The 12,748-nt window shown below is 33.3% G+C and carries 11 protein-coding genes; 9 read left to right on the top strand and 2 right to left on the bottom strand.

Going from position 1 to position 12,748, the window contains the following annotated elements; all coding sequences use genetic code 11:
• Positions 1–21: 21 nt before the first annotated feature.
• From A8L32_RS02900 to A8L32_RS02885, 4 genes are all read left to right on the top strand, one after another.
• Positions 22–975 carry a UDP-glucuronic acid decarboxylase family protein gene (locus A8L32_RS02900; RefSeq protein ID WP_066627568.1) on the top strand — a complete coding sequence of 318 codons (954 nt, stop codon included), beginning with the start codon at positions 22–24 and terminating at the stop codon, positions 973–975.
• Positions 976–1,175: 200 nt separating this feature from the next.
• Positions 1,176–2,054 carry a dTDP-4-dehydrorhamnose reductase gene (gene rfbD / locus A8L32_RS02895; RefSeq protein ID WP_066627565.1) on the top strand — a complete coding sequence of 293 codons (879 nt, stop codon included), beginning with the start codon at positions 1,176–1,178 and terminating at the stop codon, positions 2,052–2,054.
• A 20-nt stretch (positions 2,055–2,074) separates the two neighbouring features.
• A complete protein-coding gene (locus A8L32_RS02890; RefSeq protein WP_066627562.1) occupies positions 2,075–3,826 on the top strand; it encodes a phospho-sugar mutase in 1,752 nt (583 codons plus the stop codon).
• A gap of 145 nt (positions 3,827–3,971) precedes the next feature.
• Positions 3,972–4,865: a DUF6263 family protein gene (locus tag A8L32_RS02885; RefSeq protein WP_066627559.1), complete on the top strand. Its 894-nt coding sequence runs from the start codon at positions 3,972–3,974 to the stop codon at positions 4,863–4,865.
• Between the two features lie 95 nt (positions 4,866–4,960).
• On the opposite strand, the gene A8L32_RS02880 is transcribed toward A8L32_RS02885, so the two are convergent.
• Positions 4,961–6,382 carry an ATP-dependent DNA helicase gene (locus A8L32_RS02880; RefSeq protein ID WP_066627556.1) on the bottom strand — a complete coding sequence of 474 codons (1,422 nt, stop codon included), beginning with the start codon at positions 6,380–6,382 and terminating at the stop codon, positions 4,961–4,963.
• Between the two features lie 88 nt (positions 6,383–6,470).
• On the opposite strand from A8L32_RS02880, the gene A8L32_RS02875 reads away from it, so the two are divergent.
• The 3 genes from A8L32_RS02875 to A8L32_RS02865 are packed head-to-tail and all read left to right on the top strand — an operon-like array spanning position 6,471 to position 8,488.
• Positions 6,471–7,100 carry a hypothetical protein gene (locus tag A8L32_RS02875; protein WP_066627553.1) on the top strand — a complete coding sequence of 210 codons (630 nt, stop codon included), beginning with the start codon at positions 6,471–6,473 and terminating at the stop codon, positions 7,098–7,100.
• Positions 7,101–7,112: 12 nt separating this feature from the next.
• Positions 7,113–7,961 (top strand): DUF3822 family protein, encoded by an 849-nt coding sequence (locus A8L32_RS02870; protein ID WP_066627541.1) that lies wholly within the window; start codon positions 7,113–7,115, stop codon positions 7,959–7,961.
• Positions 7,952–8,488, top strand: coding sequence for an RsmD family RNA methyltransferase (locus A8L32_RS02865; protein ID WP_066627540.1), 537 nt, complete (start codon positions 7,952–7,954; stop codon positions 8,486–8,488). The genes A8L32_RS02870 and A8L32_RS02865 overlap by 10 nt, the downstream gene beginning before the upstream one ends.
• Before the next feature lie 55 nt (positions 8,489–8,543).
• On the opposite strand, the gene xerD is transcribed toward A8L32_RS02865, so the two are convergent.
• The gene (gene xerD, locus A8L32_RS02860) at positions 8,544–9,443 is read right to left on the bottom strand and encodes a site-specific tyrosine recombinase XerD (protein WP_066627533.1); all 900 of its coding nucleotides are present in this window, start codon (positions 9,441–9,443) and stop codon (positions 8,544–8,546) included.
• Between the two features lie 714 nt (positions 9,444–10,157).
• Here xerD and aroQ point away from each other — a divergent pair.
• Positions 10,158–10,583: a type II 3-dehydroquinate dehydratase gene (gene aroQ, locus A8L32_RS02855; protein ID WP_198931720.1), complete on the top strand. Its 426-nt coding sequence runs from the start codon at positions 10,158–10,160 to the stop codon at positions 10,581–10,583.
• 46 nt (positions 10,584–10,629) lie between these two features.
• Positions 10,630–12,069 carry a pyruvate kinase gene (gene pyk / locus A8L32_RS02850; protein WP_066627530.1) on the top strand — a complete coding sequence of 480 codons (1,440 nt, stop codon included), beginning with the start codon at positions 10,630–10,632 and terminating at the stop codon, positions 12,067–12,069.
• Positions 12,070–12,748 lie beyond the last annotated feature (679 nt).

The raw sequence follows: 12,748 nt of genomic DNA, 5'->3' as shown, positions 1-12,748 counted from the left end.
TTAAAGTTGAAACATCGTTTTATGAAAAGAATTTTAATCACTGGAGGTGCAGGATTTATTGGTTCTCACCTATGCGAACGCCTTTTAAACGAAGGAAATGAGGTAATCTGTTTAGATAATTACTTTACAGGAAGTAAGCAAAACATCGTACACTTACTCGACAACCCATACTTTGAATTGATTAGACACGATGTTACTCATCCATATTTTATTGAAGTGGATGAAATTTACAATATGGCATGCCCTGCTTCGCCTATTCACTACCAGTTTAATTCTATTAAAACCATAAAAACATCCGTTATGGGAGCCATTAATATGTTAGGGCTCGCCAAACGAATTCACGCCAAAATTTTACAAGCCTCTACTTCTGAGGTGTACGGGGATCCAGAAGTTCATCCTCAAAAAGAAGATTATTGGGGGAATGTAAATCCAATTGGTATTAGATCTTGTTACGATGAAGGTAAAAGATGTGCAGAAAGCTTATTCTTTAATTATCATCAACAAAACAATGTAGACATTAAAGTAATAAGGATTTTCAACACCTACGGACCACGCATGAATCCGAATGATGGAAGGGTGGTTTCCAACTTTATTGTACAAGCTTTAAAAGGAGAAGATATTACTATTTTTGGTGATGGAAAACAAACACGTAGCTTCCAATACGTTGATGATTTAGTGGAGGGTACCATCAGAATGATGAATTCGAGAAATGACTTTTTAGGACCAGTTAACGTTGGAAACCCTAATGAATTTACAATGCTCGAATTAGCTCAACAAGTAATAGAATTAACAGGTGCTAAATCTAAGTTAACGTTTATGCCTTTACCAGCAGATGACCCAACACAAAGGCAACCCAATATTGAATTAGCTAAAAAAGAATTAAACAATTGGGAACCTAAAGTTCAATTGAAGGAAGGCTTAGTAAAAACCATTGAATATTTCGATAACGTACTTAAATCAGGAAATCACAGATAGCGAGTATTTGAGTTTGCTTCGCAAAAAACTAGGGCATTCGGCCGTAATTTTGCTTAAAACAATACTAACAGCTTAAAAAATTAAACTATTCTTTAATAAACCATCAAAAGTTTGTTAATAAGTTTAAAATTAATTTAGATGCCAAATAGTTTATTACTTTTGCAGCAAACTTAATTCTAACATTTTCTATAGATAATTAAATGGCTAATATTTTAATCACTGGTGGAAACGGTCAACTTGGTCAGTGCTTGGCTTCTTTTCAAGCACTATATCCAGAGCATGATTATACCATTACTGATGTTGATGATTTAAACATTTGTAATGGTGATGAGATAATTGAATTCACTAAAGAGGGTAAATTTGACTATTTAATAAATTGCGCTGCCTATACAGCTGTAGATAAGGCAGAACACGAACAGGTGGCAGCTAAAAAGATCAATGCTGATGCTGTTAAAAATATTGGCGTAGCTGCAAAGCTGAATAATTTTAAAGTAATTCATATTTCAACGGATTATGTTTTTGATGGCAGAGCATTTAAACCATACAGTGAAGATGCAGTCACCATTCCTGAATCATTTTACGGACAATCTAAATTATTAGGAGAAAAGTTCCTTTTAGAAGAACAGCCCGATTCAATGGTTATTAGAACCGCTTGGTTGTACTCTGAGTTTGGCAATAACTTTGTAAAAACCATGCTTAAACTGGGGCAAGAAAGAGAGGAATTAAAAATTGTTGCCGACCAAATTGGGTCTCCAACCTATGCTAAAGATTTAGCGGAAGTAGTGTTAGAAGTTATTACTAAAATTGAAAAGGATTCATTTCCATTTGAGCCAGGTATTTACCATTACTCAAACGAGGGAGTTTGCAGCTGGTACGATTTTACTATAAACATACATGAGTTGGCAGGCATCGATTGCAACATCTCTCCTATCGAGTCAAAAGAATACCCTACGGCTGCGCCAAGACCACATTATAGCGTGCTTGGTAAAAACAAAATTAAAGAAAATTACAAAATTAATATACCCTACTGGAGAACAAGCCTTGAAAAGTGCCTTAAGGTCCTAGTGGCTAAACAATAAAATCTTAATTATATAATAAAATGGAAAACCAAGATGTTTTAACATTGGTTACTGAAAAAGCAAACCAATGGCTTTCTGGAAATTACGATGAAGACACAAAAAAGCAAATTACAGAACTTCTGAACAAAGAAGATAAATCTGATTTAATTGATGCTTTTTATAAAGATTTAGAGTTTGGAACAGGTGGCTTAAGAGGTATCATGGGACCAGGTTCTAACAGAATGAACATTTATACTGTTGGTGCTGCAACACAAGGTTTAGCCAATTATCTAAATCAACAATTTTCTGATTTAGATGAGATAAAAGTGTGTATTGGTCACGATTGTAGAAACAACAGCGTAGAGTTTGCTCAAATTTCTGCTGATATTCTTTCTGCCAATGGCATTAAAGCGCTATTATTTGATGCCCTTCGTCCAACACCAGAAGTTTCTTTTGTAATTCGTGAGTTAGGTTGCCAAAGTGGTATCATTATTACTGCATCGCACAACCCAAAAGAATACAACGGTTATAAAGCATATTGGAACGATGGTGGTCAAATGATTGCACCGCACGACACCAATACCATTAATGAGGTTAAAAAAATCACTTCTGTCGACGAAATTAAATTTGAAGGAAACAAAGATTTAATTGAGGTTCTTGGCGAGGAGATGGACAATAAATATTTAGCAAAAGTAAAATCTATTTCTTTAGATACTGGTGCTATTGAAAGAAACAAGGATTTAAAAATTGTATATACTCCAATTCACGGAACAGGTGTAAAATTAATTCCTGATGCACTTAAAGCTTATGGTTTTACTAACATCATCAATATTCCTGAACAAGATGTGGTAAGTGGAGATTTCCCAACAGTGGTATCTCCTAACCCAGAAGAGCCAGCAGCTTTGCAAATGGCTGTAGATAAAGCTACAGAAATTGATGCTGATTTAGTGATGGCTTCTGACCCAGATGCTGACCGTTTAGGTATAGCATGCAAAAACGAAAAAGGAGAGTTTATTCTTTTAAACGGTAACCAAACTGCGTTATTATTAACTTGGTACATGGTAATGCGTTGGAAAGAAAACAATTTACTTACAGGTAAAGAGTTTATTGTAAAAACCATTGTTACCAGTGAATTATTAAAAGAAATTGCCGTTAAAAACGACATTGAATATTTTGATGTATATACTGGATTCAAATGGATTGCTGACAAAATTAAAGCTTACGAAGGCAAGAAAAAATACATTTGTGGTGGCGAAGAAAGCTATGGTTTCTTACCAGGAGATTATGTAAGAGATAAAGATGCGGTTGCTTCTTGTGCTATGTTTGCTGAAATTGCTGCATGGGCTAAAGATAACGGTGTTACTTTATTTGAGCAATTACAAAATATTTACCTAGAGTACGGATACTCTAAAGAAAAGATGATTTACATCGTTCGTAAGGGTAAATCAGGAGCAGATGAAATTCAGCAAATCATGAAAGATATGCGTGAGAATCCTCCAGTTGAATTAGCGGGTTCTAAAGTTTCTATCGTTAAAGATTACGCTGTATTAAAAGCCTTTAATAAACTTGAGGGAACTGATAGCGTTATCGATTTACCAGAAACATCAAATGTACTACAGTTCTTTACCGAAGATGGTTCTAAAATTAGTGTTCGTCCTTCTGGAACTGAGCCTAAAATTAAATTCTACTTTGAAGTACGTGGAGAAATGAACTCTCGTGATGAGTATTATGCTGCTGATGCAAAAGCTGACGAAAAAATAAATGCTATCGTTAAAGATTTAAAAATCGACTAATAATAACATTTGTTAATGATATTAAGAGGCTTTCCTATACAGGTTAGCCTCTTTTTTTTATTCCCTTGATAAAACTATTACATTTAATAAATTATTTTTGCTACAAAAGACGATTATCAACTTCTATAACTAAATAATTAATAACATGAGAAAATTAATTCAACTAACATGCATCGCTCTTATTTTAGGAGCAACAGCTTTAACCGCGCAAAAAACCAGCATTCAATTAAAGCTTAAAAAAGGAGATGTATACACCCAACAAACTGAAATGAACAATACGATGAACCAACAAATGATGGGGCAAAGTATTAATATGGATCAAAAAATGACTATGATTCATAACTTAACCGTTGTTGATGTTTTAAATACAGGAAATTTTGTAGTAGAACAAGCTTACGTGCAAGTAAAAATGGATATGGATATGAATGGTCAAAAGACAACTTTTGATACAGAGAACACAGAAAACACAAACCCTGCACTTGCACCATTAAACAAAATGAAAGAAGCTAAAATCCGTTTTGAAGTTTCTCCTAATGGTACTATTTCAAACATTACAGGACTCAGTGAAATGATGAATTCTATTTCTAGTAATAACCCTCAAGTTGGTGGTATGATTAAAAATATGGCTAACGAAAGTACATTGGCTGCAGCCTTCTCGTACCTTCCAAAAGAAAAAGTAGCAAAAGGTGACAGCTATACTAATTCTATAAAATTAAACGAAATGTTTGATATGGAGATAGCCAGCAAGTATACGGTTTCAGCAATTAATGGAAATGTAGTAAACTTAAATCTGGCCTCTGATATTAGCTTTGCCCCTGAAGAACCCATTACTCAGAATGGTATGAAAATGGACATTAAAGCAACTGGTAACCAAAATGGTACTTTTGAAATAAATAAAAAGGATGGTATGGCAACATCTTCGAGCATCAAACAATTGATGGATATGACTATGAGTATGAAAAACCCTCAAAATGGAGAAGACATTAACATACCTATGAAACTAAATAGCACAATATCCACAACCATAACTAAAAACTAATTCCTTCTGAACGTTGTCAATACTTCATACAACTTCGAAATTTGAATTTATATCTGAAACAACAGCCCGCGAAAACTATCCTTTCGTGGGCTTTTTCATTCAAAATACTCATCTTTAAAATTTACCAGATATAATTTTTCCGTACACCTTGTAAAAGCTGTGTAAAGCCATCTATAATAATCTCTGTTAATATTTTCATCAGGAACAAAGCCTGGATCTACAAAAACGTTTTTCCATTGCCCACCTTGCGCTTTATGACAAGTCATGGCATAAGCAAACTTTACCTGCAAGGCATTATAATACTCATTATTTTTAACCGCCTCATATTGCTTTCTTTTGGGAGATAATTCCGCATAGTCTTCCATTACCTCATAAAAAAACGTTTCTTGCTCCTTTTGCGACAAACCAGGCGTATCCAAACTCAAAGCATCCATCATCAGTTTAACATCCACCTCTAACTCTCTATAGTCCACTAACCTAATCACACAGTTAACAAATCTCCGTCCATATAGCTCCTCATAACCTCTAATCCTAACTACCTCAGCAATATCACCATTGGCAATAAAATCAACCTCTTTATTATTCTTTAACCAATGGTAGTTATTCTTTACCACCAATAAAATATCGCCAACCGTTAATTCCTCCTCTTTATACAGAACACTAGCTCTAATGCCTTTATTATATAAGTTGGTTCTTTTGTTCGATCTATTAACGATCAATGTCTCATCCATACCAACGGTATCATACGATACATTAATAGCTTCTATCAGCTCCTCTCCTGTCAATCTATTCACATCTGAATAATGCTCTACATCCAACTTAGGTAAATCATCAAAAATATCGCTAGATTCAATATCAAACCTTAAATCAGACGAGCAAGATAGTATTCCACTTTCATCAGACTGTCGAACCACATCAGAAAGGAAGCATTCCGTTACTGTAGTTGAATAATATGCTAAAGTATCTTTATCTAAAGCAGGACTTTCAGAATTGCCTACTGGAGGAAGCTGAGCTGAGTCGCCAATTAATACCAAACGACAGTTATTTCCTTCAAAAACAAAATTTAATAAATCCTCCAATAAGTTTCCTGTTCCAAAACTAGAGTACTCTCCTGAGAAACCAGCTATCATAGAAGCTTCATCCACAAAGAAAATAGTGTCTGGTTTAAGATTCTTACTAATATTAAAAGCACCAAAGCCATCATTGGCCGATTTTTGTCTATAAATAATTTTATGCACGGTATGTGCAGGATGTTTGGCATAACCCGAGAATACTTTAGCAGCCCTTCCCGTTGGAGCCATTAAAATTTGTTTAAAATTAAGCTCGGCTATGGCCTGAACAAAAGAACTCACTAACGAGGTTTTACCAGTACCTGCATATCCTTTTATCAACAACACAGGTTGATCTTTTTCATCCAATATAAACTCAGAAAATTTTTCGATAGCCTGCTCCTGAGATGCGGTTGGAACGTGCCCAAACTTCCCTTTTATTATGTCAACTATATGTTTATTTATCATTATTTTTATAAAATAAGCAAATGAAAATCCAAAATTTGATTTTTTTTTTAAATTTGTGCATTCAAACTAATACAAAAATCCATTAATAATGAAAACAGTAATTCAAATTGTACTTGTTATCCTAATAATCGGCCTTGGTTACCTATGTGTTGATAGTATTCAAAGACCTATTAAATTTAACAAAGAACATAAGTTACGTAGCGATGCAGTTATTGAAAACTTAAAAGACATTAGAACTGCACAGGTTGCCTATAAATCACTTTATGACAAATTTACTGGTAGTTTTGATACTTTGATCGATTTCGTTAAGCATGATTCATTAAAGTTGGTTAAAAAAGAAGGTAGTCTTTCTGATAGTTTATTAGAAGAAGGTTGGACTGAAGAAAAAGCCCTAAAGGTAGGATTAATTAAGCGTGATACTATTTTAGTAAGCGTACTTGATTCATTATTCGGAAAAGAGTATTACATCGACTCATTACGTTATATCCCATATACTGAGGATGAAGTTTTTGCTATGGGTGCTGGTATTGTTGAAACTGGATCAGGTGTAAAAGTACAAGTATTTGAAGCTAAAGTTCACAACAACGTTTACCTTAACGGTCTTGAGCAACAAGAAATTGACAACCTAAGTGACAAAACTTTAAAATTAGAAAGATATCCTGGAATTAAAGTTGGTTCGCTTACAGAAACAAATAACAATGGTGGTAACTGGGAATAATTTGTTTAGTTTATGAACAAACTTTCTGTTATCGACCCTAGTTTCGATATAAATATTACAACATCATATTTTTTATCCATCCAGTTGCAACTGGATGGATTTTCTTTTTGTGTACTCGACCCTGTCAGTAATGAATACATCCTATTTGAGCATCGTCCGCTAAACTTTAATGAAAATATATTAACAGTCTTAGAAAGCGAACTTGCCAGTAATGACTTATTAGTTTACCCCTACCAAAAGGTATTTGTTTTATATAATACTTTAGAGTATTCGCTGATTCCACAAGCTTTATATAACGAAGAGATGAAAAGCGAGTACTTACAATTTTGCTTTTCTAAACAAGAAGATAATCAACAAGTATTTAGCAATAAGGTTAAGATGGCAGATTCGGTTTGTTGTTTCTCTGCACCTGTTGAACTAACTCAAATTTTAGATAAGTACTATAAAAACATAAAATACTTTTGTCAAGCTACTTCATTTATCGAAACAGCTTTACTAAGTACTTCTGCCAATCAGTCTGCAAACCACGTACATATTAATATTCAACCATCTTACTTTGATATAATTGTTACTTCTGCCAACAATTTAAGAATGCACAACTCATTTAAATATCAAAACAGCAAAGAGTTTTTATATTTTGCTTTATTTGTATTTGAGCAGCTAAAGTTAGATACGAGACAAACCAAAGTTTTTGTAAGTGGCAACATTAATCGATCGAGCGAACTATACTCTTTGCTTAAAACATATATCAAACAAATAGAAATTAAAAACGAGTCGAACCATTTTAAGTTTGCAAGCGTTTTTAAAAATATTCCATTTCAAAATCATTTAAACTTATTTAATATACCTTTATGCGTATAGTAAGCGGCTCATTAAAAGGCAGACGATTCTCTCCTCCCAAAAGCTTTAAGGCACGACCAACAACTGATTTTGCCAAAGAAAATCTTTTCAACATTTTAAACAATACCATTGATTACGACGATTTAAAAATTTTGGACATATTTGGAGGAACAGGTAGTATTAGCTACGAATTTGCTTCCAGAGGTGTACCTGATGTCACCTGCATTGAAATGAACTTTAATCATTATAAGTTTATAAAAAAAACTGTGAGTGAGCTTGACTTGGAAGATACTGTAAAAGTAATACGTGGTGATGCTTTTAAATTTGTAGAGAAAACTGGCGAAAAGTTTGACCTCATTTTTGCAGATCCTCCATACGACCTTGTTGGTTCAGAAAAAATTCCAGACCTGGTTATCAAAAATGAATTATTAAATGAAGGTGGTCTTCTAATCTTTGAACATTCAGGCAAAGAATCATTCAATAGTCACCCCAACTTTATTGAGAATAGAGCAAACGGAAAAGTAATATTTACTTTCTTTAAGGCATAAAAAAAGAGGAGTGGTTGCTAAACTATCTCCTCTTTTTATTTTTATTAAAATTCAATTACGATCTTGGATGAAATTGAATCATTGTATTTTTTAAATACTCTTTATCTAAGTGAGTATAAATTTCAGTTGTAATAATAGATTCGTGACCTAACATTTCTTGCACAGCACGTAAGTTAGCACCACCATCAATTAAATGCGTAGCAAACGAATGACGGAAAGTATGTGGACTCACATTTTTCTCCATACCAATCTTTGCAACTAAATTTTTGATAATAGTAAAGATCATTACACGAGATAATTTTTTACCTCTTCTGTTTAAGAATAAGATATCTTCACTATCCACATGAATTTTTAAATTTCTTCTGTACTCACTCAAGTAAAGGTTAATCTCTTTAATAGCCTTAGTACTGATCGGTACCAAACGCTCTTTATTTCCTTTTCCTTCAATTTTAATAAAACCAGACTCAAAAAATAAGTTTGAAATCTTAAGCTCAATTAATTCAGAAACTCTTAAACCACAACTATACAAAGTTTCTAAAATGGCTTTATTTCTTTGCCCTTCTGGTTTTTTAGTATCAATAGCATTAATGATGCTATCAATTTCTTCTACCGATAAAATTTCTGGTAATTTTCTTCCAATTTTAGGTGACTCAAGTAAAGCCGTTGGGTCTCTATCAATTTTTTCTTCAATCAATAAAAACTTATAAAAAGATTTGATTCCGCTAATAATTCTAGCTTGAGTACGAGGACTAATGCCCTTTTCAGTCACCCACTCCATCATTTCCTTTAGGTTAGCTAAAGTTACGCCTTCTGGTCCTACTTCATAATTCTTTTCCTTTAAGAAGTGAACCAACTTGGTTAAATCGGTTACATAGGCATGTATCGAATTATCGGACAGACCTTTCTCAACCTTCAGATACCCTCTGAATTCTTCAATTTCTGATTCCCAAATCATACTAATAGTATTAAATTAATGTATAATGCAATATCTAGTAAATATAGATATATAAATTTATAGAGTCAAGTTTAATTTCATGTTTTTTATGTAAAAAAAACAATGATTCACAATAAAATTCAACCATGCATAACAATAGTTTAAATTAACTATGAATAACACCCATATAATTGTATATATGAACCTTACAACAAAACAAGCCATTTAACAAGAGTCATTACCTGTCATATAAAAAAAATAGTGAACACTATTCCACCTTATCATTTTATGACTTTTCCAAGTTGTTTTATCAAATCATAAACTTCAATTTATCACTTATCACAACTTGCTCTATTTAATAATAACATTACTTAAGGCATATATTTAATGATGAAAAATAGTTTTCATTCCCACCAAGGTTTAATCATTACTACATTTCCTATTCTCATAAATGTTAAGTTAAAAAATGTGAATGTTTCTAAACATTCCTCTATTAACACAAAGCTGCCACCAAAGCTACATACCTCTAATAATGTAACACTTAAGCACTGCATATCTTAAAATAATTAGCATGAACCATATCTAGACTAACTACAAATAATTATAAATGTCATGGTTTTTAATATTTGGGCTTAATTTGAGTTTAATTTCAAATAAGTTTTCAATACCTTTGTTGCCTGTTAAAAACAAGGACAAGAGGGGAAGAAGTACGAACAGTACAATTTAATTTAAATAATGAAGCTTTTAGTTTTAAATGGTCCTAACCTTAATCTTCTCGGCAAGAGAGAGATAAGTATTTACGGAGATCAAACATTTGAAAGTTATTTTTCTGAATTAGTAAGTAGATTTAGTGATATAGAACTACTATATTTTCAATCTAACAGTGAAGGAGCACTAGTAGACAAACTTCATGAAGTAGGATTTAGCTATGATGGCGTTGTTTTTAATGCTGGAGCTTACACGCATACTTCAGTTGCCCTTGCCGATGCCATTTCTGGCATTAATACTCCCGTTATCGAAGTACATATTTCTAATACACATAAACGAGAGTCTTTTAGACATCATTCTTTTTTATCTCCTGTTTGCATAGGTACTATTGCAGGTTTTGGCTTGGATTCGTACCGATTAGGAATTGAGGCTTTTATTAATAAAAAGAAATAAAGATATTTTTTGCCCAGTAAGAAAATTTGAAATAAATAATTAGTTGATGAAAAAATTTACAAAAATTGTCGCTACCGTGTCAGACATGAAGTGTGACGAAGAGTACGTAAGAAAGCTGATTAAGTCAGGCGTAAACGTAGTGAGATTGAACACTGCTCACATGGATTACGAAGGACTTTGCAGAGTAGTTAGCACAGTTCGCTCTATCTCTGAAAAGGTGGCACTTTTAGTAGACACTAAAGGTCCTGAAATTCGTACTACTGCTACTGAAGATGGAAACAAAATTTTAGTAGCCAAAGGCGATACTTTAATGGTGAAAGGATCACCAGAAACAAAATCAACAGCAGAGTGTATTTGTGTATCATACGAAGACTTTGTAAAAGATATGTCAGTAGGTGGCGATATCTTAATTGATGATGGAGAGACAGCGCTTAAAGTGGTTGAGAAAAATGACGATCACTTATTATGTACTGTTGAAAATGATGGTGAAATCGGTGGTAAGAAAAGTGTTAACGTTCCTGGAGTCCGTATCAACTTACCTTCTCTTACAGAGAAAGATATTACATTTATCGGATACGCTGCAGAGCAAGGAATCGACTTTATCGCTCACTCATTTGTAAGACATGCAGGTGATGTTGCTGATGTTCAAGCTGAATTAGATCGTCTTGAGTGTCCTGCAAAAATCATTGCTAAAATTGAGAACCAAGAAGGTGTTGATAATATCGACGAGATTATCGAATGTGTTTATGGTGTAATGATTGCTCGTGGTGACATGGGTATTGAAATTGCTCAGGAAAAAATTCCTGGAATCCAGCGTTCATTAATCAGAAAGTGTGTTGTTCGCAAGAAGCCAGTTATTGTAGCTACTCAAATGCTACACACAATGATTAAGAATCCTCGTCCAACACGTGCTGAGGTAACTGATGTTGCAAATGCAATTTACTATCGTACTGATGCTATCATGTTAAGTGGTGAAACTGCTTATGGTGATTATGGTGTTGAAGCGGTTCAAACAATGGCTTCTATCGCTGGTGAAGTAGAAGATGCTAAAGATAACCGTAACGATATTCCAGTATCAGACATGTCAAAAAGTAGAACTGCTTATTTAGCAGATACTGCCGTTAAAGCTTCTGATGATTTAAATATTAAAGCGATTCTTACTGATAGCTTTTCTGGAAGAACTGCTCGCTATTTAGCTGCTTTCCGCGGTAGAACTCCTATTTACGCATTATCTTACAATGCTAGAACAGCAAGAGAGTTAAGTCTTTCTTATGGTGTTTCTCCACGTATTATGGAAAAAGGTGGTTCTAAAGAAGAGATTTTAATTAAAACTTTGAACAAACTTAAGAAAAAAGATATTCTTACAGATCAAGACCAAGTTGCATACTTAGGTAGTAGCTTTGGAATTGGTAACGGAACTTCTTTCCTTGAGATTGTAACAGTTGAAAATCTTCTTAAAAAAACAACTGAAGCTCTAGGTAAATAATTTACCCAAGAGAAAATTATATAAAGGCTAAACTCAATATTTGGGTTTAGCCTTTTTTTGTGCCCTAATACCAGCAACCAGCATGCAAGTGCTATCTTCTTTCACTTAGTGCAAAATAAAGCTCTTTAAACAACTTATTGATTGCATTGCACATATTCAAACAACATCAATCATAAACTAACCTATAACTTATATAAGACATATTACAAAGTGACAGATCGATTAACAAAAAGGTTTCGACTAGAATTTTAATTCATCTCTTTTTTAATTGAAAATTGTTTTAAACAAATGGTCTGTATTTCTAACACTAATCTTTCCTATTTTATTCTACAGCAATAAAACTTATACCTAGGAGAAAAATGAAAACCGTTCATATTAAAAATATGATCTTTTCAAGATTATTTAATCGCCAATAAGTGTCCTTACTAACAGAAAAAAAATCAAGAATAATTATCCTATTCTTACCTCAATTGATTCCTTCATTAATCCTCTTAAAAAAAAGATAAAAAAAATGCACTTTTTTATCACACCATAAACAACTGTATTGCAGACTAGTATTGACGCACACCCTTTCGTACGCAACGAAAAGAATACAAAAAAAACGCTCACCTATTGCATAATGAAAAAGAAGCTCTATCTTTGCATCGCTTTCAGAAAAAATGATACCATTTGGTCTGGT

It is taken from the genome of Labilibacter marinus (assembly GCF_001659685.2).
Lineage (GTDB): Bacteria > Bacteroidota > Bacteroidia > Bacteroidales > Marinilabiliaceae > Saccharicrinis > Saccharicrinis marinus.
This window is presented reverse-complemented; position numbering and strand designations above follow the sequence as displayed.

Coding starts and splice junctions, on each gene's coding strand:
- A8L32_RS02875 (WP_066627553.1), top strand. CDS start 6,471: ATGAAAACAGTAATTCAAATTGTACTTGTTATCCTAATAATCGGCCTT.
- xerD (WP_066627533.1), bottom strand. CDS start 9,443: ATGATTTGGGAATCAGAAATTGAAGAATTCAGAGGGTATCTGAAGGTT.
- rfbD (WP_066627565.1), top strand. CDS start 1,176: ATGGCTAATATTTTAATCACTGGTGGAAACGGTCAACTTGGTCAGTGC.
- A8L32_RS02890 (WP_066627562.1), top strand. CDS start 2,075: ATGGAAAACCAAGATGTTTTAACATTGGTTACTGAAAAAGCAAACCAA.
- A8L32_RS02900 (WP_066627568.1), top strand. CDS start 22: ATGAAAAGAATTTTAATCACTGGAGGTGCAGGATTTATTGGTTCTCAC.
- A8L32_RS02885 (WP_066627559.1), top strand. CDS start 3,972: ATGAGAAAATTAATTCAACTAACATGCATCGCTCTTATTTTAGGAGCA.
- aroQ (WP_198931720.1), top strand. CDS start 10,158: ATGAAGCTTTTAGTTTTAAATGGTCCTAACCTTAATCTTCTCGGCAAG.
- A8L32_RS02865 (WP_066627540.1), top strand. CDS start 7,952: ATGCGTATAGTAAGCGGCTCATTAAAAGGCAGACGATTCTCTCCTCCC.
- pyk (WP_066627530.1), top strand. CDS start 10,630: ATGAAAAAATTTACAAAAATTGTCGCTACCGTGTCAGACATGAAGTGT.
- A8L32_RS02870 (WP_066627541.1), top strand. CDS start 7,113: ATGAACAAACTTTCTGTTATCGACCCTAGTTTCGATATAAATATTACA.
- A8L32_RS02880 (WP_066627556.1), bottom strand. CDS start 6,382: ATGATAAATAAACATATAGTTGACATAATAAAAGGGAAGTTTGGGCAC.